The organism is Morganella sp. HMSC11D09 (genome assembly GCF_001807955.1).
In the GTDB taxonomy this organism is placed as follows: domain Bacteria; phylum Pseudomonadota; class Gammaproteobacteria; order Enterobacterales; family Enterobacteriaceae; genus Morganella; species Morganella morganii.
On sequence record NZ_KV791672.1, the window covers coordinates 160,828 to 183,213 of the forward strand.

General features: G+C 54.5%; 17 protein-coding genes and 1 pseudogene. 10 read left to right on the top strand and 8 right to left on the bottom strand.

The window, feature by feature from the left end; translation table 11 throughout:
- Positions 1 to 2: 2 nt before the first annotated feature.
- Positions 3 to 1,031 carry a DNA-binding transcriptional regulator CytR gene (gene cytR, locus HMPREF3119_RS06885; RefSeq protein WP_004236605.1) on the bottom strand — a complete coding sequence of 343 codons (1,029 nt, stop codon included), beginning with the start codon at positions 1,029 to 1,031 and terminating at the stop codon, positions 3 to 5.
- Between the two features lie 251 nt (positions 1,032 to 1,282).
- Entirely contained in the window at positions 1,283 to 3,484 is a 2,202-nt protein-coding gene (gene priA / locus HMPREF3119_RS06890; protein WP_070579153.1) for a primosomal protein N', read from the bottom strand.
- 303 nt (positions 3,485 to 3,787) lie between these two features.
- Between priA and rpmE the strand changes: the two genes are divergently transcribed.
- Complete coding sequence (gene rpmE, locus HMPREF3119_RS06895; protein WP_015422394.1) at positions 3,788 to 4,003, top strand: 50S ribosomal protein L31; 216 nt, start codon at positions 3,788 to 3,790, stop codon at positions 4,001 to 4,003.
- Positions 4,004 to 4,123: 120 nt separating this feature from the next.
- Here the strand turns inward: rpmE and metJ are convergent, their stop codons facing one another.
- A complete protein-coding gene (gene metJ, locus HMPREF3119_RS06900; RefSeq protein WP_004236602.1) occupies positions 4,124 to 4,441 on the bottom strand; it encodes a met regulon transcriptional regulator MetJ in 318 nt (105 codons plus the stop codon).
- A gap of 183 nt (positions 4,442 to 4,624) precedes the next feature.
- Between metJ and metB the strand changes: the two genes are divergently transcribed.
- The 3 genes from metB (at position 4,625) to ppc (ending at position 11,584) form a co-directional block, all read left to right on the top strand.
- Positions 4,625 to 5,785, top strand: a complete 1,161-nt coding sequence (metB, locus tag HMPREF3119_RS06905; RefSeq protein WP_070579104.1) for a cystathionine gamma-synthase — start codon at positions 4,625 to 4,627, stop codon at positions 5,783 to 5,785.
- A gap of 8 nt (positions 5,786 to 5,793) precedes the next feature.
- Positions 5,794 to 8,232: a bifunctional aspartate kinase/homoserine dehydrogenase II gene (locus HMPREF3119_RS06910; protein ID WP_070579107.1), complete on the top strand. Its 2,439-nt coding sequence runs from the start codon at positions 5,794 to 5,796 to the stop codon at positions 8,230 to 8,232.
- A 718-nt stretch (positions 8,233 to 8,950) separates the two neighbouring features.
- Positions 8,951 to 11,584 (top strand): phosphoenolpyruvate carboxylase, encoded by a 2,634-nt coding sequence (gene ppc, locus HMPREF3119_RS06915; protein ID WP_004240786.1) that lies wholly within the window; start codon positions 8,951 to 8,953, stop codon positions 11,582 to 11,584.
- A gap of 91 nt (positions 11,585 to 11,675) precedes the next feature.
- On the opposite strand, the gene HMPREF3119_RS06920 is transcribed toward ppc, so the two are convergent.
- Positions 11,676 to 12,071 (bottom strand): hypothetical protein, encoded by a 396-nt coding sequence (locus tag HMPREF3119_RS06920; RefSeq protein WP_125460931.1) that lies wholly within the window; start codon positions 12,069 to 12,071, stop codon positions 11,676 to 11,678.
- Between the two features lie 204 nt (positions 12,072 to 12,275).
- On the opposite strand from HMPREF3119_RS06920, the gene HMPREF3119_RS06925 reads away from it, so the two are divergent.
- Positions 12,276 to 12,611, top strand: coding sequence for a carboxymuconolactone decarboxylase family protein (locus tag HMPREF3119_RS06925; protein ID WP_004236597.1), 336 nt, complete (start codon positions 12,276 to 12,278; stop codon positions 12,609 to 12,611).
- Positions 12,612 to 12,685: 74 nt separating this feature from the next.
- Here the strand turns inward: HMPREF3119_RS06925 and metF are convergent, their stop codons facing one another.
- Positions 12,686 to 13,585 carry a methylenetetrahydrofolate reductase gene (gene metF, locus HMPREF3119_RS06930; RefSeq protein ID WP_004236596.1) on the bottom strand — a complete coding sequence of 300 codons (900 nt, stop codon included), beginning with the start codon at positions 13,583 to 13,585 and terminating at the stop codon, positions 12,686 to 12,688.
- A 197-nt stretch (positions 13,586 to 13,782) separates the two neighbouring features.
- Positions 13,783 to 14,943: an acetylornithine deacetylase gene (argE, locus tag HMPREF3119_RS06935; protein WP_070579110.1), complete on the bottom strand. Its 1,161-nt coding sequence runs from the start codon at positions 14,941 to 14,943 to the stop codon at positions 13,783 to 13,785.
- Positions 14,944 to 15,040: 97 nt separating this feature from the next.
- Between argE and argC the strand changes: the two genes are divergently transcribed.
- From argC to argH, 4 genes are all read left to right on the top strand, one after another.
- Entirely contained in the window at positions 15,041 to 16,051 is a 1,011-nt protein-coding gene (argC, locus tag HMPREF3119_RS06940; RefSeq protein ID WP_004240779.1) for an N-acetyl-gamma-glutamyl-phosphate reductase, read from the top strand.
- Positions 16,052 to 16,093: 42 nt separating this feature from the next.
- Positions 16,094 to 16,867 carry an acetylglutamate kinase gene (argB, locus tag HMPREF3119_RS06945; RefSeq protein ID WP_004236593.1) on the top strand — a complete coding sequence of 258 codons (774 nt, stop codon included), beginning with the start codon at positions 16,094 to 16,096 and terminating at the stop codon, positions 16,865 to 16,867.
- 69 nt (positions 16,868 to 16,936) lie between these two features.
- The gene (locus HMPREF3119_RS06950) at positions 16,937 to 18,160 is read left to right on the top strand and encodes an argininosuccinate synthase (RefSeq protein WP_004240778.1); all 1,224 of its coding nucleotides are present in this window, start codon (positions 16,937 to 16,939) and stop codon (positions 18,158 to 18,160) included.
- A 77-nt stretch (positions 18,161 to 18,237) separates the two neighbouring features.
- On the top strand, positions 18,238 to 19,617 hold the full coding sequence (gene argH / locus HMPREF3119_RS06955; protein WP_032098014.1) for an argininosuccinate lyase: 1,380 nt from the start codon (positions 18,238 to 18,240) through the stop codon (positions 19,615 to 19,617).
- Here the strand turns inward: argH and HMPREF3119_RS18765 are convergent.
- Positions 19,583 to 19,783: pseudogene (locus tag HMPREF3119_RS18765) on the bottom strand (helix-turn-helix domain-containing protein); the annotation flags it as partial. The gene argH and the pseudogene HMPREF3119_RS18765 overlap by 35 nt on opposite strands.
- 249 nt (positions 19,784 to 20,032) lie before the next feature.
- On the opposite strand from HMPREF3119_RS18765, the gene oxyR reads away from it, so the two are divergent.
- Positions 20,033 to 20,944, top strand: coding sequence for a DNA-binding transcriptional regulator OxyR (gene oxyR, locus HMPREF3119_RS06960; RefSeq protein ID WP_004236590.1), 912 nt, complete (start codon positions 20,033 to 20,035; stop codon positions 20,942 to 20,944).
- On the opposite strand, the gene sthA is transcribed toward oxyR, so the two are convergent.
- Positions 20,941 to 22,341, bottom strand: coding sequence for a Si-specific NAD(P)(+) transhydrogenase (gene sthA, locus HMPREF3119_RS06965; protein WP_015422398.1), 1,401 nt, complete (start codon positions 22,339 to 22,341; stop codon positions 20,941 to 20,943). The two genes, oxyR and sthA, sit on opposite strands and share 4 nt — an antisense overlap.
- Positions 22,342 to 22,386: the final 45 nt, after the last annotated feature.

Here is a 22,386-nt window from a genome sequence, read left to right on the forward strand (position 1 = left end):
GCCTAGCTTTTAGGCGCGCAGGCACTTTCTCTGATGATTAAATCAGAATCCAGCAGGCGCGAACCTTTTGCCACGGTGTGTCCCTGCAACTGTTCCAGCAGCAGTAAGAAAGACTGACGGCCGATTTCATAACGGGGCTGTGCGATAGTCGTCAGGGTCGGCGAACAGTATTGTGCAGCCGGTAAATCATCGAAACCGACAACCGAGAGATCCTGCGGCAGCGTCAGCCCCTGTTTTCTGGCCGCCCAGAGAACGCCGATCGCCATAATATCGTTGTGGCAGAAAATCGCGGTCGGCGGTTCCGGCAGTGCCAGCAGCTGTGCGGCACATTCCGCGCCGCTCTCGTGGGTGAAATCCCCGCGTACCAGATATTCGTCCCGTACCGGCATTCCCATGCGGCGCATGGCCTGAATATACCCTTCGACACGGTACTGACACAACGGTAGCTCTTCCGGTCCGGAAATACAGGCGATGCGGGTGTGTCCGAGCGACTGTAAATAATGGGTGGCATTAAAGGCGGCGGTCAGGTTATCAATATTCACCGTCGGCAGCTCCAGCTCCGGGGCAAATTCGTTAGCCATCACCATCGGCGGGAAGTGGCGCTGTTCATCATGGCGGCTGTCAAACGGCACATCGGAGCCGAGCAGCACCATGCCGTCAATTTGTTTGGTGACAATCAGATTCACAAAGGTGTGTTCCGGCTTGTGCTGATAACGGCAGTCGCCGATCAGGACCAGATAGCCGTGTTTGGCGGCAATTTCCTCGATGCCGACAATAATATCGGTAAAAAACGGATCGCCGATATCCGGTACAATCACCAGAATGGTGCGGGATTCATTACGTTTCATCCCCCGGGACAGATTATGCGGGTAATACCCCACTTCCAGGACAGCATTTTCCACTTTCTGCCGTGTCTGCACAGACACTTTCTCCGGATTCATCAGTGTCCGCGACACGGTCGCGGTTGAGACGCCTGCGGCTCTGGCGACATCTTTCATTGTCGCGCCGGTATCGTTACGGCGTGGTTCCATCATTAATTCCTTTGGTTACCCTGTAAGTGTATCGATTGCGCGGTTTTTGTGATCATTATGGTCCGCTGTACTTTTCACATGCCTGTGAAAAACCGCCTGAGCTTCTTAAGTGAAATTCAGACGGTTTATTAATCGTTCTATTAACGGCTATTCTAAGCCCTTTGTAAAATTAATCTGTTACCTGGTTTGCATAAAACTGTGAGTTATCTCAATTTTTTGAGACAGCGCGCACTTTCCGTGAGACGTCAGTCTCAGCCATCAGTCGGATCGACATCCACATTCCAGCGGACTTTCCGGCTTTCCGGCATCTGCTGAATATACGGAATGGCCTGCGCGACAATTTTCTGCAACTGACTGCGGGACGGATGCTGTAACAGCAACTGCCAGCGGAAACGTCCGCCGCGTTTGGCCTGGATAGCAGGCAGCGGCCCCATCAGCCAGAAATGCTCATCCCGCAGCGGATGGGATTCGAACAGCTTGCGTACCGTCTGCAGGAATGCATTCGCCCGCTGGTTATTCTGATCTTCGGCGCGGATCATCACCTGGCTGGTATAAGGCGGCAGACAGACACTCTGCCGCTCATTCAGTGCCTGTGCGGCGAAGGCGGCATAGCCTTTTTCCAGCAGCACGGTCAGCAGCGGATGTTCCGGATGGTGAGTCTGTAAAATCACCTCGCCGCGTTTCCCGGCGCGTCCCGCCCGGCCGGAGACCTGGGTGTAGAGCTGTGCAAAGCGCTCCGCCGCGCGGAAATCACCGGAGAACAGCGCGCCGTCGACATCCAGCAGTGCCACAAGGGTGACATCCGGGAAGTGATGCCCTTTGGCCAGCATCTGAGTGCCGATCAGGATGCGTGCGCCACCCTGATGCACATCCGCCAGATGCTGCTCCAGCTCGCCTTTGCGGCTGGTGGTATCGCGATCCAGCCGCGTGACCGGAACATCCGGGAACAGCGGGGTGATGCTCTCCTCCAGCTGTTCGGTGCCCAGCCCGACCGGCACCAGCTGTGTGGAGCCGCACTGCGGGCACTGTTTCGGTACCGGGCGCTGGCTGTCACACTGATGGCAGCGCAGCATGCGGTGGTTCTGGTGCAGAGTATAAAAATGGTCGCAGCGCGGGCATTCCGCTATCCAGCCGCACTCGTGGCACAGCATTGCCGGGGCAAAGCCGCGCCGGTTGAGGAACAGAATAACCTGATTATCTGCGGCCAGATGGTGGCGGATGCGTTTGATCAGCGGTTGTGACAGCCCGGAGGTCAGCGGCAGCCCTTTCAGGTCGAGCAGATGCTGGTCGGCAAGCTGTGCATTTCCCGCCCGCTGTGTCAGCGGCAGGACTTTGTATTTTTTCTGCCGGACATTAAACAGGGTTTCCAGTGACGGGGTCGCCGTGCCCATCACAATCGGAATATCATTTTTCTTGGCACGGAACACGGCCAGATCACGGGCGTGATAACGCCAGCCGTCCTGCTGTTTATAGGAGCCGTCGTGCTCCTCATCGATAATAATGATGCCGAGAGAGGTAAACGGCGTGAACAGCGCGGAGCGGGTACCGATAACAATGGCGGTCTCCCCGCGTTTTGCCCGCAGCCAGACAGCCAGCCGTTCGCTGTCATTCATGCCGGAATGGAGAATATCCACCGGTGCCTGAAAACGGGCGCGGAAACGGGCGATGGTCTGGGGGGTCAGGCCGATTTCCGGCACCAGTACCAGGGCCTGGCGGCCTTCAGCCAGCACATTTTCCAGCACACTGAGATACACCTCGGTTTTCCCGGAGCCGGTCACACCGTCCAGCAGCCAGGGGGAAAACTGATGCTGCTCTGCGCGGATCGCTCCCACAGAGGTGGCCTGCTCGGTATTGAGTTTCAGTCGTTCGCCGGTGACGGCAAATCCCGGCTGCCAGGGTTTGCTCTCCGGCTGCACATCGTTCAGGATGATCAGATTTTTCTTTTTCAGTCCCTGCAATGCACTGTCGCTGAGTTCATATTCCGCAGTCTGATGGCGGTAAACCGGCTGACGGCGCAGACAGGCCAGTGCCTGCTGCTGTTTCGGGGAGCGTTTGAGGGTATGGATATCAATCTCACGCCCTTCCGGCGTCACTTCCCAGCACCACAGCGGTGCAAAGGCGGCCTCTTTGCCCTGACGCAGCAAAATCGGCATGGCATGAAACAGCACTTCCCCTAACGGATAGTGATAATACTGTGCCGCCCAGTTCAGCAGCGGCCACAGATCCCCGGGAAACAGCGTGTCATCATCCGGGCAGGCAATGACCGGCTTGAGTTTCTCCGGGCTGAAGGTGCTGGTTTCCGCCAGTTCAGCCACAATGCCGACTGCCTGTTTCTGTCGTCCGAACGGCACAATCACCCGTGCCCCCGGTACCGGGCGGGGCATATCATCAGGCAGTAAATAGTCAAATGTTTGTGTCAGAGGTACTGGTAATATCACCCGGACGACTGTCATTATAATGTCCATCATCGGCAGAGCGCCGGCGTGTAAAAAATACACAGCGGCGGAAAAGGCGCAAAAGTGTCTGAATAATCACCGGATTTCAGTTTTTCCCCGGTAAAAACAGGGAAATTATCCGCAAAACAGGATCCAGAATACCACGAAAAGACAGCGGATTTCATTGCATGGTTCAGGGAATTTCTGTATGATCCGCCGCCTTTGGTAATTAAAATACCACCGATAACTTATCATCAACACGACGTGTGGTGTCCGGCAAAAAGGCCCGGATAGCGACACGGCCTTAACCGAGGTTTTCCCATGAAAAAAGGTATTCATCCTAACTACGCAGAAATCACTGCAACCTGCTCTTGCGGCAACGTAATGAAAATTAACTCTACCGCAGGTCACAACCTGAACCTGGACGTGTGCGGCGAATGCCACCCGTTCTACACCGGTAAACAGCGTGACGTTGCAAGCGGCGGCCGTGTTGATCGCTTCAACAAACGCTTCAGCGTTCCTTCTGCGAAGAAATAATGGCACTGCGCGGCATGCCGCGCTCTGTTCCATAAAAAACGCCCTGAATGAAAATATTTCACAGGGCGTTTTTTTATGTCTGTTTCCGGGTTGAGAAGTCGTATAACACGCGGATAAAACTCAATATTCCCACGTATCCGGGTCGACCCCATGCTGGCGCATAATTTCTTTCGCCACTTCCGGGATTTCATCACTGCGTTCTTTGCGCAGATCATCATCATCGGGCAGTGGCTGTCCGGTAAAAGCATGCAGAAATGCTTCACATAACAGTTCGCTATTGGTGGCATGACGCAGGTTATTCACCTGGCGGCGTGTGCGCTCATCCGTTAAAATTTTAAGCACTTTCAACGGGATAGAAACTGTAATCTTCTTTACCTGCTCACTTTTTTTGCCATGCTCAGCATAAGGGCTGATATATTCGCCGTTCCATTCAGCCATGGATTACCTTGTTATCTTAGTCAGTTTGAGGAGGAGCCGGGCACAGAAAAGTACCTGACTGATATCGGTATTATCCCACTTGTATATATAACCGTAAAGCAGGATGGATGTCCAGACATATTGACGTCTAAATGAACCGCGGATATGCTGATAACTCGTTCAGTTACTGACAGGGAAAGAGGTATGGCACGCAAACCCGCGACAGCGGCAATTCATAACGGACTCAATGAAGAGACCCAATTCGGCTGTGTCATACCGCCGGTGTATCTCTCATCAACCTATAATTTTCCGGCCTTCAACAGCCCGCGTGAACATGATTATTCACGGCGCGGCAATCCCGGGCGGGATATCACCGGGCGCACGCTGGCGGAGCTGGAAGGCGGTGCCGGGGCGGTGGTGACCAGCAGCGGGATGTCAGCTCTGCATCTGCTGTTTACCGTGTTTTTGTCACCCGGGGATGTGATTGTGGCTCCCCATGACTGCTACGGCGGTACTTACCGGCTGCTCGACAGTTGTCAGCAGCGCGGCCATTTTACCGTCCGTTTTGCGGATATGAACGATGAGGCGTCACTCAGTGCCGCACTGGCAGAAAAGCCGAAACTGGTGCTGATTGAAACGCCGGGCAATCCGCTGCTGCGGATCACAGATATCGCCGCGGTCAGTGAAAAAGCACATCAGGCCGGGGCACTGGTGGCGGCAGATAACACATTTCTCAGCCCGGCATTACAGCAGCCGCTGGCGCTGGGCGCGGATTTTGTCATCCATTCCTGCACCAAATACCTGAACGGACATTCTGATGTGGTCGCCGGTGTGGTGATCGCCGCAGATGCGGAACACTGTGAAACACTGGCGTGGTGGGCGAATAATATCGGAGTGACACTGGGGGCGTTTGACAGCTATCTGCTGCTGCGCGGTATTCGCACTCTGATCCCGAGAATCACCTTACAGGAAAAAAATGCCCGCATCCTGGCGGATTATCTGGTGCATCAGCCGCTGGTGAAAAAAGTGTATTATCCGGGACTGGAGACGCATCCCGGGCATGAACTGGCGGCAAAGCAGCAGAAAGGATTCGGTGCAATGCTCAGTTTTGACATTAATGGTGATGAAGCTGCAATTTCCCGCTTTTTATCTCACCTGTCTCTCTTTACACTAGCAGAGTCATTGGGCGGGGTGGAAACGCTGATTTCCCATGCCGCGACCATGACACACGCGGGAATGCCGGAGCAGGCACGGCATGCAGCGGGAATTTCAGACAGCTTATTACGTATTTCTGCGGGGATTGAGGACAGCAGTGATTTGATTGCTGATCTGGATCGCGCATTTCAGTCAGTGACTAAGGGGTAAGGGTAATCATGAGTGCGTTGGCGATTGATGAATCAGTAAAAGGGCGTCAGTTACATAAATTCGGCGGCAGCAGCCTGGCAGATGCAAAATGTTATCTGCGGGTGGCGAATATTATGGCGAACTACAGTGAGCCGGATGACCTGATGGTTGTATCTGCCGCAGGCAGTACCACCAACCAGCTGATTAACTGGGTCAAACTGAGTCAGAGTGATCGTGCTGCCGCAGAACAGGCGCGGCAGACCCTGCAACGCTATCAGACAACCCTTATCAGTGACTTACTGCCGGAAGTTCAGGCCAATGTCCTGATCTTTCAGTTTAATGATGATATTCAGCGCCTGGCGAAACTGCTGGAAAATCCGCTGAATGATGTGATTTACGCGGAAGTGACCGGCCACGGGGAAATCTGGTCTGCCCGTCTGATGGCTCAGGTACTTCAGGAGCAGGGTATGGCCGCACAGTGGCTGGATGCCCGGACATTCCTGTGTGCGGAGCGGGCGGCGCAGCCGGAAGTGGATACCGCGCGGTCGCAGCCGCTGCTTGCAGAACTGCTGGCGCTGCATCCGGGTAAACGCCTGGTGGTGACCGGGTTTATCTCCCGTAACCGTGCCGGGGAAACCGTGCTGCTCGGCCGTAACGGCAGTGACTATTCCGCCACTCAGGTTGGTGCGCTGGCCGGGGTGAAAAAAGTGACTATCTGGAGTGATGTCGCGGGGGTTTACAGCTCGGATCCGCGCAAAGTCAAAGATGCCTGTCTGCTGCCGCTGCTGCGTCTGGATGAAGCCAGTGAACTGGCACGTCTGGCGGCACCGGTGCTGCATACCCGCACTTTACAGCCGGTGTCCGTCAGTGATATCGATTTACAGCTGCGCTGCAGTTACCAGCCGGAACAGGGCTCGACAAAAATTGAGCGTGTGCTGGCATCCGGCACCGGGGCGAAGATCGTGACCAACCATGATGAGGTTTGTCTGATTGATATCCGCCTGCCGGCCGGGGATGACGCCAGAGCGCGTTATAAAAGTATTGATCTGCTGCTTAAACGCAGCCAGATCCGCCCGCTGGCGGTCGGCCTGCATAATGATGACAATCTTATTCAGCTCAGTTATACCGCCGAAGTGGCAGACAGCGCCCTGCATGTGCTGGAAAGCGCCGGACTGCCGGGCACACTGACACTACGTGACGGCTTCTCGCTGGTGGCGCTGGTCGGGGCGGGGGTCTGTAAAAACCTCCTGCATTACCACCGTTTTTATCAGCAGCTCAAAGATCAGCCGGTGGAGTTTATCTGGCAGGCCGAGGACGGCATCAGCCTCGTGGCCATTCTGCGCACCCGTCAGACCGGGCATGTGATTCAGGGTCTGCACCAGAGCCTGTTCCGTGCGGAAAAGCAGATCGGCCTGATGGTGTTCGGCAAAGGCAATATCGGCAGCCGCTGGCTGGAACTGTTTGCGCGTGAGCAGAGTAATCTCTCTGCCCGCAGCGGGTTTGAATTTGTTCTCGCCGGGGTGGCGGACAGCGAAAGAGCGCTGCTCAGTTACGACGGGCTGGATCCGAGCCGCGCACTGGCTTTCTTCAATGAGGAAGCAGAGCCGATCGCCGATGAGGACACCCTGTATCTGTGGATGCGCAACCATCCGTTTGATGACCTGGTGATTATCGACCTGACCGCCAGCCAAACCCTGGCGGAAAGTTACGCCGATTTTGCCGCGTACGGTTTCCATGTCATCAGCGCCAACAAAATTGCCGGAGCGGCAAAAACCCGCGATTACCGCCAGATCCGCGATGCGTTCCGCAAAACCGGGCGTCACTGGCTGTACAACGCCACTGTCGGTGCGGGACTGCCGATCAACCATTGTGTGCGCGATCTGCATGAAAGCGGCGACAGCATTATTGCGATCAGCGGGATCTTCTCCGGCACACTTTCCTGGCTGTTCCTGCAATTCGACGGCACCGTACCGTTTAGTGAGCTGGTGGAACAGGCCTGGCAGCAGGGGCTGACCGAGCCGGATCCGCGTATTGATTTATCCGGCCAGGATGTGATGCGCAAGCTGATTATCCTCGCCCGTGAAGCCGGGTATGAAATTGAGCCGGAAGATGTCCGTGTGGAATCCCTGGTGCCGGAAGCGGCACAGGAAGGCACACCGGATCACTTCTTCGAGAATGTCACTGCACTGAATGAACAGATGGCCTGCCGGCTGGAAGCTGCCCGTGAAATGGGCATGGTGCTGCGCTACGTGGCCCGTTTTGATGCCAACGGCAAAGCGCGGGTCGGGGTGGAGGCAGTCCGTCCTGAACATCCGCTGGCGTCATTACAGCCGGGTGACAACCTCTTTGCGGTGGAAAGCCGCTGGTACCGCGATAATCCGCTGGTGATCCGCGGGCCGGGTGCCGGACGTGATGTCACTGCCGGGGCGATTCAGTCAGATTTAAACCGTCTGGCACAGTTACTGTAATTCGTCGGATTGTGATAACTAACGGGGTTAAATAATCTTAAATATCCTGTAAGCAGAACAAAAGATGACTATAACGGGAATTATCTTATTACGTTTATAGTACAGGGTTGGTATAAATAACGCATGGTGATGTTTCACAACGGACATATAACCATTATGGATGATGGCTGTGACAGGATGTCATGGTAAGGATATGCACCGGACGTGCTTCTTCTGACAGGAAGTCAGGCTAAGGACAGAAACAATCCCGGCGGGATGCGATTAACGGATTTAATTGCATCCCGTTACTATTTTCACTTCCCGCTGTTTTTCTGCTGACGGTTTCCCGTTACACTTTCCCGCTGAATTTTTCCCCGCCGGACTGAGGTTTTTCGCTCAGGCTGAATCGTTACTATTTTTGCCTTAATTCGCGATATCTGTCTGTGACGTTTGTTTTTCCCTTTCATTATGCTGGCGGGACGGATTTTTACCCGATAATCCGGCACCTGCCTGTGCGCAACATGATGGCAGCACGGTAATTAAATCTGATAAAGTCCTTTCAAAGCGCGTTTTTTTTGATATGAATATAGGGCAGAGATAAATGCAAGGGAACGGCGTCACAAAATAAGAATTAATCCGTCGTATGAAATCACTAAGATGTACAGGACAGAGAACTGCCGGCTGAAAGTTCCTCACCGGCGGTCATAGGATTCTGCCGTCAATAAGGGTCAGGGGTCGTATGAATCAACAATATTCCGCAATGCGCAGTAACGTCAGTATGCTCGGGAAACTACTCGGAGACACGATCAAAGAGGCCCAGGGTGAACATATTCTCGAGAAAGTAGAATCCATCCGTAAGTTATCCAAAGCGTCACAGGCCGGTAATGAAATTCAGCGGCAGAAGCTGCTGATGACACTGCAAAATCTATCCAATGAAGAACTGCTGCCGGTTGCCCGCGCATTTAACCAGTTCCTGAATTTAACCAACGTGGCGGAGCAGTATCACAGCATTTCGCCGCACGGTGAGGCGGCCAGCAATCCGGTTGCCCTGGCGGCGCTGTTTGATCAGCTGAAAGCCAAAAACTTTACCAATGAAGAGATGCGCAAGGCCGTGGATGAGCTCTCCATTGAGCTGGTGCTGACCGCACATCCGACCGAAATTGCCCGCCGTACTCTGATCCACAAACTGGTGGCGGTGAATACCTGTCTTGCACAGCTGGATCACGATGACCTGGCTGATTATGAGCACGATCGTATTATGCGCCGTCTGCGTCAGCTGGTGGCACAGGCCTGGCACACTGATGAAATCCGCAAAGACCGTCCGACGCCGCTTGATGAAGCGAAGTGGGGCTTTGCTGTGGTGGAAAACAGTCTGTGGGAAGGGGTTCCGGCGTTCCTGCGCGAGTTTAACGAGCAGCTCGAGGCGTCTCTGGATTACAACCTGTCCGTGGAAGCCACACCGATCCGCTTTACCTCCTGGATGGGCGGTGACCGCGACGGTAACCCGAATGTTACGGCAGATATCACCCGGCGCGTGCTGACCCTCAGCCGCTGGAAGGCTGCTGATCTTTTCTATAATGATATTCAGGTGCTGGTCTCCGAGCTCTCCATGAGCGAATGCACGCCGGAGCTGCGTGAGCGTGTGGGTGAGGATGCCGCCGAGCCGTACCGCGTCATCACCAAACAGCTGCGCGCCCGTCTGAAAAGCACACTGGACTATCTGGAGCGCTGCCTGGCCGGTGAACCGGCTATCAAACCGGATAACCTGCTGACCGATAACGAAGAGTTATGGGAGCCGCTGTATCTCTGCTACCGCTCGCTGGTTGAGTGCGGCATGAAGATTATTGCCAACGGCCAGTTGCTGGATACCCTGCGCCGCATCCGCTGCTTCGGCCTGCAGCTGGTGCGCATTGATGTGCGCCAGGAAAGCACCCGTCATACCGAAGCGCTGTCTGAACTGACACAGTATCTCGGCCTCGGGGATTACGCCGCCTGGCCGGAAGAGGAAAAACAGGAATTCCTGCTGCGTGAACTCCAGTCAAAACGTCCGCTGGTACCGCAGAACTGGGAGTGCAGTAATGAAACCCGCGAAGTTTTTGATACCTGCCGGGTGATTGCCGAATCACCGGAAAATTCTGTCGCCTCCTATGTGATTTCGATGGCAAAAGTACCGTCGGATGTCCTGGCGGTCAAACTGCTGCTGAAAGAATCCGGCAGTCCGGTCACCCTGCCGGTCGCACCGCTGTTTGAAACCCTTGATGACCTTAATAATGCAGAGAGTGTTATCACCCGCCTGCTGAGCATCGACTGGTACCGCAATCTGATTAATGACCGCCAGATGGTGATGATCGGTTACTCCGACTCTGCCAAAGATGCCGGGGTAATGGCGGCGTCCTGGGCACAATACCGCGCTCAGGATGCACTGATTAAAGTCTGCGCCCGTGAAGGCGTGACACTGACGCTGTTCCACGGACGCGGGGGCACCATCGGCCGCGGCGGTGCACCGGCACACGCCGCACTGCTCTCACAGCCGCCGGGAAGCCTGAAAGGCGGTCTGCGTGTGACAGAGCAGGGTGAAATGATCCGCTTTAAGTTTGGTCTGCCGCAGGTCACTATCAGCAGCCTGGCAATGTATGCCAGCGCCAGTCTGGAAGCCAATCTGCTGCCGCCGCCGGAGCCGAAACCGGAGTGGGCTGCGATTATGGATCGCCTCTCGGATGTCTCCTGTGAGATGTACCGCGATTATGTCCGCGAACAGCCGGATTTTGTCCCGTATTTCCGTGCAGCCACGCCGGAGCAGGAGCTGGGCAAACTGCCGCTGGGATCCCGTCCGGCAAAACGCCGTCCGACCGGTGGTGTGGAAACGCTTCGTGCGATTCCGTGGATTTTTGCCTGGTCGCAAAACCGTCTGATGCTGCCGGCCTGGCTGGGTGCGGGTGCGGCACTGAAAACCGCCGTGGATGAAGGTAACCGGGCCATGCTGGAAGTGATGTATTACCAGTGGCCATTCTTCAGAACCCGCATCGGTATGCTGGAAATGGTGTTTGCCAAAGTCGATTTATGGCTGGCGGAATACTATGACCAGCGCCTGGTGGAGCCGCGCCTGTGGCCGCTGGGGGCAAAATTGCGCGAACAGTTATCACAGGATATTAAGAGCGTCCTGATGATTTCCAAAGATGAGCAGTTAATGGCGGATCTGCCGTGGATTGCGGAATCTATCGCTCTGCGTAACGTGTACACCGACCCACTGAACGTCCTGCAGGCCGAACTGCTGCACCGCTCACGTGAATGCGATCAGTCAGATCCGCAGGTAGAGCAGGCCCTGATGGTGACTATTGCAGGCATTGCGGCAGGTATGCGTAATACCGGTTAATAACGTTATTTTTACAATCACTGACGGTCGCTGCCAACCCCTGCGGGTTGGCCGGCGGCCCCGGATGGCCGCAGTTGCGGCCATTTTTTATTCAGGGATGCAAATGTGTTCTCAGAAAATTGTAAGCATGCATACCGGGTTGTATCAATGAACCTGCTGTCTGGTTAGTGATGCCGCAAACTTTCGCTTTCAGAGGGCTTTGCGGGTGGAATACCCGGCTTTTTCCTGCATGACTGTTATTACCCGCCTGTACCGGTGAGATTTTTTTTGTGTATCCTTTAACCGGGCAACCTGTTTTATTAGCCAGCATCTGTGCATTCGAAATCGCGCCTCCTGCAGCCCCGTAGCAACTAACAAAATTAATTGGTGAATTTCCTGTGGCTTTAATTGTTTTTGCCAGATGATCTGCTGCTTTTTTGCCTGACATAACCTTGCCATTATCCAGCCGGACATTACATGGCGCACCATGTAACCGAATTTGAAGCATCAATTATTTCCTTATTATTCATGAGATAATTAAATATTTATCTTACCGTATATGCCATAAATTAATTGCAGAAAACGGCAGTTTGCCGGAGATATCTCAAAATAATGGCGGGAATATATGAATAATGATATTGAATAATCTGCAAATTTATATAATATTAAAATATATATTGTATGTAACTGTTACTCTCACTAAGGATCGGAAATGTCATATTACAAAGATGTCACTAAAGAAATCGCCGTAAACATGCAGGAACTGGGTAAATTTATCCCGGATGTTATGACCGCTTTCTCAGAGCTGGTCAGCAGCAGCTCGGCGGATGGTGTATTAGATAAAAAAACAAAAGAACTGATTTTTATCGCGGTTGCGGTGGCAAACCGTTGTGATGGTTGTATTGGTTTTCATACCAAAAAATTGGTTGATGCGGGGGTAACGGAGCAGGAGCTGGCGGAAGCACTGGGTGTGGCTGTTGCTATGGGTGGCGGTCCGTCTGTGATGTACGCGGCAAATACGATTAAGGCATTTAAAGAGTTCTCATAAACGCCTTACCTTTCGCTGTGACGGATGCTCACGATCCGGCGACATACTGATGTATGTGCCCGGATCGTGATAAATTATGCCACGCAGGCGGCCGGGCGGACACCCAGAGTATGGCAGATAGCGTAAGTCAGTTCCGCGCGGTTCAGGGTGTAAAAATGGAAATCTTTCACGCCTTCACGGCTGAGCAGTTTCACCATCTCCATTGCCACGGAAGCCCCGACCAGCTTGCGGGATTCCGGGTCATCATCCAGGCCTTCAAACATGGTGCCGAGCCAGCCCGGGATGCGGACGTTAGTCATTCCTGCAAAGCGCTGTAACTGTTTGAAGTTAGAGACCGGAAGAATGCCCGGCACAATCTCCACATCAATACCGGCCGCCGCACAGCGGTCACGGAAACGCAGATAGGTGCTGACATCAAAGAAAAACTGCGTGATAGCACGATCTGCACCGGCATCTATTTTCTTTTTCAGGTTAATCAGATCTGACTGCGCACTGCGTGCTTCCGGATGCACTTCCGGGTAAGCGGCGACGGAAATATCAAAATCGGCGACCGATTTTAACAAACCGACCAGGTCAGCGGCATACATATCCGGTTTGCTGCTGCTGTCCGGCAGATCGCCGCGCAGCGCCACAATATGGCGGATACCGTTATCCCAGTAATCTCTGGCGATAGTTTTCAGCTCATCACGGGTGGCATCAATACAGGTCAGGTGCGGAACAGCAATCAGCCCGGTTTTCTCTTTGATACTTTTAATCACCGAATGGGTGCGGTCCCGCTCGCCGGAGTTCGCCCCGTAAGTGACGGAAACAAATTTCGGCTTCAGCACACTGAGACGTTCGATGGACTGCCACAGGGTTTTTTCCATTTCCGGTGTGCCCGGCGGAAAGAATTCAAAAGATACGGCCACACGACCGGCCAGTTCTGCCAGGTTCTGATTCAGTGCTTCGTGCTGGTCTATATGTAAAAAACTCATCGCTGCCCCCGCAGTTATCCGTCCGTGATTATTTGAATGTCTATACGTTTAGACGTCTGGATGTAGATTACGGGATGAACTGGTTAAACGTCAACCACTAATTGTCACAGTGCGGGTGAGGTTTTCTCACACGCTGTATGAAAGATTGTCATGATGAGGGGAAAAGCGCGGACAGACGGGCTGTCCGCTGAGAAGAATTATTCGGGGGTTTTACAGCAGAAATGGGTGACAAGCTGGGTCAGCAGTTCACGGGTCGGCTCAATAAAGCGGGTTTCGAGAAATTCATCCGGCTGATGCGCCTGTTCAATCGACCCGGGGCCGAGCACCAGGGTCGGGCACAGATCCTGAATAAACGGTGCTTCGGTGCAGTAATTCACCGTCTGCGCTTTTTCGCCGAGCAGGTTTTCAATCACACCGACCATTTTATGATCTGTCGGGCAGGCGTAACCCGGGATCGGCGCATGCAGCTCCTCAATCGCCAGCCGTCCCGGCCAGCGCTGCTTCACCGGCTCCAGCGTGGTATTGAGCATGTCGTCAATATCACTGAGAGTCATGCCCGGCAGCGGCCGGATATCCATATGCAATTCACAGCAGCCGCAGATACGGTTTGCCGCATCACCGCCGTGAATATGACCGAAATTCATGGTCGGATACGGAATGACAAACGCCGGGTTATTGAATTTTTCTTTCAGCTCGTTACGCAGTGACATCAGGTGCGTGATGGATTCATTCATCAGCTCAATCGCATTGACGCCGCGCTCCGGATCACTGGAATGACCGGACTGACCGGTAATGCGGATAGCATTGGAGAGGTGGCCTTTGTGCGCCCGCACCGGCTGTAACGACGTGGGTTCGCCGATAATGGCAAAGGACGGGCGGATAGCTGCATTGGCGGCAAAATAGCGCGCCCCGGCCATGGTGGTTTCTTCATCTGCGGTGGCGAGGATATAGAGCGGGTGCTGCAAATCCTTCACACTGATATCGCGCAGCACGTCGAGGATAAAGGCGAAAAAGCCCTTCATATCCGCTGTTCCCAGCCCGTACAGCTTGTTGTTCTGCTCTGTCAGGGTGAAGGGATCTTTGCTCCAGCGGCCTTCATCAAACGGGACGGTATCGGTGTGGCCGCACAGCAGCAGACCGCCGTCGCCATCCCCGAGACTCGCGAGCAGATTGAACTTGCCGCGCGTTTCCGGAACGGGTTGCACCTCGACATCAAACCCCAGGGTTTCAAACCAGGTCGCCAGCAGATTGATAACAGTTTCATTGCTCTGATCAGATTCCGCTTCCGTGGAACTGATGGAAGGTGCCGCGATGAGCTGACGATAAATCTCAATAAATGCAGGTAATTTAATATTCACTGTTGACAGCCTTTAGTCATAATAGTATCAATATTCATGCAGTTTATGTGAATAAAAATACATTGTTTGTGTTTCAGGTACAAGGTGAAGATAACTTATGTTGAAAACGCTGATTATCGGTGCCAGCGGATATACCGGTGCAGAGCTCGCTGCTTATATCCAACGCCACCCGCAGACGGAACTGACCGGCCTGATGGTTTCTGCCAACAGTGCGGATGCCGGAAAATGCTTTTCGGATCTGCATCCGCAGTTCCGGGGCCTGGTGGATCTGCCGCTGGAGCCGCTGACAGACCCGGCCGCCGTTGCACAAAATACCGATGTGGTGTTCCTGGCAACCGCCCATGAGGTCAGCCATGACCTCGTGCCGGTTTTCCTTGCGGCGGGTTGCACGGTGTTTGATCTTTCAGGCGCTTACCGCGTTCAGCAGGATAATTTTTACCCACAATACTACGGATTTGAACACAAACATACCGCCTTATTGGCGCAGGCCGTGTACGGCCTGGCGGAATGGCAGCATGACAACATCCGTACCGCGCAACTGATTGCGGTGCCGGGCTGTTATCCGACGGTCTCCCAGCTGGCGCTGAAACCGCTGCTGGATAATGACCTGCTGGATCTGACCCAATGGCCGGTTATCAATGCCACCAGCGGCGTGAGCGGTGCGGGGCGTAAAGCCGCGCTGAATAACAGTTTTTGTGAGGTGAGTCTGCAACCCTACGGGCTGTTTACTCACCGGCATCAGCCGGAAATTGCCGCACATCTCGGCACTCCGGTAATTTTTACCCCGCATCTCGGCAACTTTAAACGCGGGATCCTGGCAACCATCACCTGCAGACTGAAAAGCGGCGTCACCGCAGAGCAGGTCAGCGCGGCCTATCACAAGGCCTATGACGATAAACCGCTGGTGCGGGTGTATGACCACGGCGTACCGGCACTGAATGCTGTTGTTGGTCAGCCGTTCTGCGACCTGGGCTTTGCCGTGCAGGGAGAGCATCTGATTGTCGCTGGTGCAGAGGATAACCTGCTCAAAGGGGCGGCTGCTCAGGCGGTTCAGTGCATGAATATTCGTTTTGGCTTTAATGAAACGCTGTCCCTGCTGCCACAGTAAGCAGACAGCCCGGCTCACTCTTTTATCTGACGGAAAACGGAAATGGAACCATTAGTCATCAAATTAGGCGGTGTGTTACTGGACAGCGAAGAAGCCCTCGGGCGTTTATTCACCGCACTGGCCGCATACCGGGCGTCAAATGACCGCCGCATCGTCATCGTTCACGGCGGCGGCTGCGTAGTGGATGAACTGATGGCGAAATTACAGTTACCGGTGGTGAAAAAGCAGGGGCTGCGGGTCACCCCGGCGGATCAGATAGACATTATCACCGGAGCGCTGGCGGGCAGTGCCAACAAAACACTGCTGGCGTGGGCGACCCGTTATCAGCTCAACGGTACCGGCTTGTGTCTCGGGGATGGTCAGAGTGTCAAAGTCACACCACTAAGTGACGAACTGGGCCATGTCGGTAAAGCGGCACCGGGCAACCCGGCTCTGCTGAATCTGTTACTGAACAACGGTTTTCTGCCGGTCATCAGTTCCATCGGCATCACGGAAGACGGACTGCTGATGAATGTGAATGCGGATCAGGCGGCTACCGCCATTGCGGAAACGCTGGGCGCAGATCTGGTCCTGCTGTCGGATGTCAGCGGCATCCTGGACGGCAAAGGGCAGAAAATCAAAGCACTCGATGGTGTACATGCACAGAAAATGATCGACGACGGCATTATCACCGACGGCATGATTGTGAAAGTGAACGCGGCGCTGGAAGCGGCGGCCACACTGGGGCGGCCGGTGGATATCGCCTCCTGGCGTCATGCGGATCAGCTGCATTTATTATTTGATGGCGAAGCCATCGGCACGCGGATTTCCGCGTAATCCGGATTATCAGCACATTGGCAGAATCACTCCGCAGCGGCGGATAACATTTACTGAAAGGACAGGGTTATGACAGAGGCAAAAAAAACAGGCATTAAAAAAATCGTACTGGCTTACTCCGGCGGTCTGGATACATCGGCGATTATTCCGTGGCTGAAAGAGCATTATGATAACTGCGAAGTGGTGGCATTTGTCGCCAATATCGGCCAGAGCGCGGAAGATCTCGACGGTGTCGAGCAGAAAGCACTGAACTCCGGGGCGTCTTCCTGCTATGTCGTCGATCTGCGTGAAGAATTTATCAAAGATTTTGTCTATCCGGTGCTGAAAAGCGGCGCACTGTATGAAGGTAAATATCTGCTCGGTACATCGATGGCGCGGCCGATTATCGCCAAAGCTCAGGTGGAGCTGGCACTGAAAGTCGGCGCGGATGCGCTTGCACACGGTGCGACCGGCAAAGGGAATGACCAGGTGCGTTTTGAGGGAACCTACACCGCCCTGGCGCCACAGCTGAAAGTCATTGCACCGTGGCGTGAGTGGGATCTGCGTTCCCGTGAGGCGCTGCTGGATTACCTGAAAGTCCGTAATATCCCGACCACCGCATCCCTGGAAAAAATCTACAGCCGTGATGAAAACGCGTGGCATATCTCTACCGAAGGCGGCGTGCTGGAAAGCCCGTGGAATCAGTCGAATGCGGATTGCTGGGTATGGACCGCAGATCCGCAGGAAGCCCCGGATCAGCCGGAGCTGGTCACTGTCACCATTAAGGCCGGTGAAGTCACCGGGGTGAACGGCAAAGCGCTGTCTCCGTATAACTGCCTGAATGCCCTGAATGAACTGGGTGCGAAACACGGTATCGGCCGGATTGATATTATTGAAAACCGGCTGGTGGGCATGAAATCCCGCGGCTGTTATGAAACCCCGGGGGGCACCATCATGATGGCGGCACTGCGCGGACTGGAAGAGATCATCCTCGACCGCGACAGCTTCAAATGGCGTCAGCAGATTGGCCTGGAAATGTCCTATGTGGTGTATGACGGCCGCTGGTTTGCCCCGCTGCGTAAATCCATTCAGGCAGCTGCGGATTCCCTGGCGGAAGAGGTCAGCGGTGAAGTGGTGCTGAAACTCTATAAAGGACAGGTCACGGCGATCCAGAAACAGTCCGCCAACAGCCTCTATTCCGAAGAGTTCGCCACTTTCGGCGAAGATGACGTGTATGACCACAGCCATGCGGGCGGCTTTATCCGCCTGTATTCACTCTCCTCGCGGATCCGTGCGCTGAAAGCGCAGAAATAACCGGCGGGAGACAGGGAGATTATGCACAGGGACGTGCATCAGACTGATTTATCATTAAAAACAGAAAGGGAAAAAGTATGGCACTGTGGGGCGGACGCTTCAGTCAGGAAGCAGATCAACGGTTCAAACAATTCAACGACTCGCTGAGATTCGACTATCGTCTGGCGGAGCAGGATATCACCGGCTCTGTGGCCTGGTCGAAAGCACTGGTGACGGTCAATGTGCTGACCGCACAGGAGCAGGCGGCGCTGGAGCAGGCACTGAATGAGCTGCTGGCGGAAGTGCAGGCCGATCCGCGTGCCATTCTGCGCAGTGATGCGGAAGATATCCACAGCTGGGTGGAAGGCAAACTGATCGGCAAAGTCGGCGATCTGGGGAAAAAACTCCACACCGGACGCAGCCGTAACGACCAGGTGGCGACGGATTTAAAACTGTGGTGCAAAGAGGCGGTCAGTCAGATCCTCGCGGCATTACAGGAATTACAGCAGGCGCTGGTGCTGACGGCGGAGCAGAATCAGGATGCGGTGATGCCGGGTTACACCCACTTACAGCGGGCGCAGCCGGTGACATTTGCTCACTGGTGCCTGGCGTACAGTGAAATGCTGGCGCGGGATGAAAGCCGTGTCCGCGATGCCCTGGCGCGTTTTGATTACAGCCCGCTCGGCTCGGGTGCGCTGGCCGGAACCGCGTATGCCATCGACCGGGAACAGCTGGCCGGCTGGCTGGGATTCGCCGGTGCAACCCGCAACAGCCTCGACAGTGTGTCTGATCGTGACCATGTACTGGAACTGCTCAGTGATGCGGCGATCAGCATGGTGCATCTCTCCCGCTTTGCTGAAGATATGATTTTCTTCAACAGCGGCGAAGCAGCGTTTATTGAATTATCTGACCGCGTCACCTCCGGCTCTTCCCTGATGCCGCAGAAAAAGAACCCGGATGCTCTCGAGCTTATCCGTGGCAAATGCGGCCGGGTGCAGGGCGCACTGACCGGTATGATGATGACCCTCAAAGGTCTGCCGCTCGCCTATAACAAGGATATGCAGGAAGACAAAGAAGGGCTGTTTGATGCACTCGACAGCTGGCTGGACTGCCTGCATATGGCGGCACTGGTGCTGGAAGGCATTCAGGTGAAACGTCCGCGCTGCGAGGAAGCGGCCAAACAGGGTTATGCCAACGCGACAGAACTGGCGGATTACCTGGTGGCAAAAGGCGTTCCGTTCCGCGAGGCGCATCATATTGTCGGTGAAGTGGTGGTCGGCGCGATAGCAAAAGGCGTGGCGCTGGAAGAAATGCCGCTGACAGAACTGCAGGAATTCAGCCCGGCGATTGCCCTGGATGTGTATGACATACTGTCACTTCAGTCCTGTCTGGAGAAACGCTGTGCGAAAGGCGGTGTTTCACCGGAGCAGGTGGCTGCGGCTATCAGTGAAGCCAAAATCCGGCTGAAACTGGTGTGACGTAATGTATTGTCCCCGGCTCACCCTCTTTTCCTGTGAGCCGGGGGTAATTATTGCCATCAGTATATTTTTGCCTATAACGCGAAAGCCGGATTCCGGCCGGTGATACCTTCAGGAAATCCGCAATAATCTTTTCGCCTTTCGGCCAGCGCCGGGTAAGGGCATTATGGGTTTTCCTGATGACCGTACCGGGCTCTGCTGTATTCTGACCATTAAGGTATCCTGCATTTCCTGCACACTGCTATCAGTGTTGCCGGTATTTCCCGATCCGGTCTGACAGTTATGCTTTCTTACCGGTAACGCTATGGATTTTCTGTCTGTTTCCGTCCTGTGATTTAAGCTCGACTAACAATGCAGTTGCGTTATGATAGTTATCAATTGATTTTATCTATTAATCGCAGACGGAGACACAGGCATGAATATCCGGGATTTGGAATATCTGGTGGCACTTTCTGAGCATAATCACTTTCGCCGCGCGGCAGATGCCTGTCATGTCAGCCAGCCGACACTGAGCGGACAGATCCGCAAGCTCGAGGATGAACTGGGTGTGATGCTGCTGGAGCGCACCAGCCGCAAAGTCCTGTTTACCCAGCAGGGAATGCTGCTGGTGGATCAGGCCCGGACCATTCTGCGGGAAGTGAAAATTCTTGAGGAAATGGCCTCCCTTCAGGGAGAAAGCATGGCAGGGCCGCTGCATATCGGGCTGATCCCGACCATCGCCCCGTATCTGTTGCCGCATATCATTCCGGAACTGCACCGGCTGTGGCCGAAGCTCGAGATGTATCTGCATGAAGCCCAGACCCATCAGCTGCTGGCGCAACTGGACAGCGGGAAACTCGACTGCGCGATTCTGGCGCGGGTAAAAGAAACCGGCAGCTTTATTGAAGAGCCGCTGTTTAATGAGCCGATGAAACTGGCGATTTATGATGAGCACCCGTGGGCATCCCGTCAGGAAGTGGAAATGCATGAGCTGGCCGGGGAAAAACTGCTGATGCTGGAAGACGGGCACTGTCTGCGTGATCAGGCGATGGGATTCTGTTTCCAGGCCGGTGCGCGGGAAGATACCCACTTCCGGGCGACAAGTATGGAAACCCTGCGCAATATGGTGGCGGCAGGCAGCGGTATCACGTTACTGCCGGATCTGGCGATTCCGCCGGAGCACAAACGCGACGGCGTGTGTTATCTCTCCTGCACCAATCCGGAGCCTTTCCGTGAAGTGATCCTGGTTTACCGTCCGGGGTCGCCGCTGCGCAGCCGTTACAGCCAGCTGGCAGAGGCTATCCGTGCAAAAATGTGTGCTTATTACCAGCAGGAGCCTGCGGCTTAAAATAAGCGGTTAAGTCCGTTCAGTGCGGCAACCCGGTAGGCTTCCGCCATTGTCGGGTAGTTGAAGGTGGTATTGACGAAATAATCGATGGTATTACCTTCACCTTTCTGTTCCATAATCGCCTGGCCGATGTGGATAATCTCAGCCGCACGCTCGCCGAAGCAGTGGATCCCCAGAATCTGCCGGGTTTCGCGGTGGAACAGAATTTTCAGGCTGCCTGCATCCAGCCCGGCAATTTGCGCCCGTGCCAGATGTTTGAACTGTGCCCGGCCCACTTCATACGGGATCTTCATCGCCGTCAGCTGCTGCTCTGTTTTACCGACCGAGCTGATTTCCGGAATGGTATAAATCCCGGTCGGGATATCCTCTATCAGATGCAGCGGTGCATTGCCGTCATGAGTGATAGCGCGGGCGGCAATCCGCCCCTGGTCATAGGCCGCCGAGGCGAGGCTCGGGTAGCCGATAACATCCCCGACTGCATAAATCGCCGGATTGCTGGTCTGGTAGGTATCATTGACACTGATGAGTCCCCGGCTGTCAGCGGTGATCCCGACATGCTCAAGACCGAGATTATCGGTGTTACCGGTGCGGCCGTTGGCAAAGAGCAGGCAGTCCGCCTTCACTTTTTTCCCTGAACGGAAGTGAATAATCACACCGTCATCCGTGCCCTCAATCCGCTCATACTCTTCATTCTGGCGGATAACCACGCCGTTGTTCCAGAAATGATAGGTAAGTGCGTCTGACATCTCCTGGTCGAGAAACGCCAGCAGGCGGTCGCGGGTGTTGATCAGATCCACCTTCACACTCAGACCACGGAAAATAGAGGCATATTCACAGCCGATAACCCCGGCACCATAAATGATCACATGGCGCGGTTCGTGTGTCAGTGACAGAATGGTGTCGCTGTTATAGATGCGGGAGTGGCTGAAATCCACATCCGGCGGGCAGTACGGGCGCGAACCGGTGGCGATAACCACATTCTCCGCACGGAGAATATCGCAGCTGCCGTCACTGTAGCGCACACGGACATCACCCTCCTCGGTGAATTTAGCTTCGCCGCAGAACATGGTACAGCCGTTGCGCTCGTAAAAACCACGGCGCATGCCGGTCTGCTGGGTAATAACCCGGCCGGCGTGAGCCAGGATCTCAGAAAATGACGATTTCAGAACCCGGGAGTTATCACTGTACAGCGGATTCTGGTTAAATTCGATAATACGGCTGACCGCGTGGCGCAGCGCTTTGGAAGGAATCGTTCCCCAGTGGGTACAGCCGCCGCCGACGTCATCATAACGCTCAATTACGGCAACCCGTTTTCCCTGCTTCACAAGTCCCATTGCCACACCTTCACCACCCGGGCCGGAGCCGATGACAATGGCATCAAACTGGTTCTGTTGCATATGAGAAGTAACCTGTTTATACATAAGTTAACAACATCATCTTAA

Coding starts and splice junctions, on each gene's coding strand:
- cytR (WP_004236605.1), bottom strand. CDS start 1,031: ATGGAACCACGCCGTAACGATACCGGCGCGACAATGAAAGATGTCGCC.
- priA (WP_070579153.1), bottom strand. CDS start 3,484: ATGACAGTCGTCCGGGTGATATTACCAGTACCTCTGACACAAACATTT.
- rpmE (WP_015422394.1), top strand. CDS start 3,788: ATGAAAAAAGGTATTCATCCTAACTACGCAGAAATCACTGCAACCTGC.
- metJ (WP_004236602.1), bottom strand. CDS start 4,441: ATGGCTGAATGGAACGGCGAATATATCAGCCCTTATGCTGAGCATGGC.
- metB (WP_070579104.1), top strand. CDS start 4,625: ATGGCACGCAAACCCGCGACAGCGGCAATTCATAACGGACTCAATGAA.
- HMPREF3119_RS06910 (WP_070579107.1), top strand. CDS start 5,794: ATGAGTGCGTTGGCGATTGATGAATCAGTAAAAGGGCGTCAGTTACAT.
- ppc (WP_004240786.1), top strand. CDS start 8,951: ATGAATCAACAATATTCCGCAATGCGCAGTAACGTCAGTATGCTCGGG.
- HMPREF3119_RS06920 (WP_125460931.1), bottom strand. CDS start 12,071: ATGCTTCAAATTCGGTTACATGGTGCGCCATGTAATGTCCGGCTGGAT.
- HMPREF3119_RS06925 (WP_004236597.1), top strand. CDS start 12,276: ATGTCATATTACAAAGATGTCACTAAAGAAATCGCCGTAAACATGCAG.
- metF (WP_004236596.1), bottom strand. CDS start 13,585: ATGAGTTTTTTACATATAGACCAGCACGAAGCACTGAATCAGAACCTG.
- argC (WP_004240779.1), top strand. CDS start 15,041: ATGTTGAAAACGCTGATTATCGGTGCCAGCGGATATACCGGTGCAGAG.
- argB (WP_004236593.1), top strand. CDS start 16,094: ATGGAACCATTAGTCATCAAATTAGGCGGTGTGTTACTGGACAGCGAA.
- HMPREF3119_RS06950 (WP_004240778.1), top strand. CDS start 16,937: ATGACAGAGGCAAAAAAAACAGGCATTAAAAAAATCGTACTGGCTTAC.
- argH (WP_032098014.1), top strand. CDS start 18,238: ATGGCACTGTGGGGCGGACGCTTCAGTCAGGAAGCAGATCAACGGTTC.
- oxyR (WP_004236590.1), top strand. CDS start 20,033: ATGAATATCCGGGATTTGGAATATCTGGTGGCACTTTCTGAGCATAAT.
- sthA (WP_015422398.1), bottom strand. CDS start 22,341: ATGCAACAGAACCAGTTTGATGCCATTGTCATCGGCTCCGGCCCGGGT.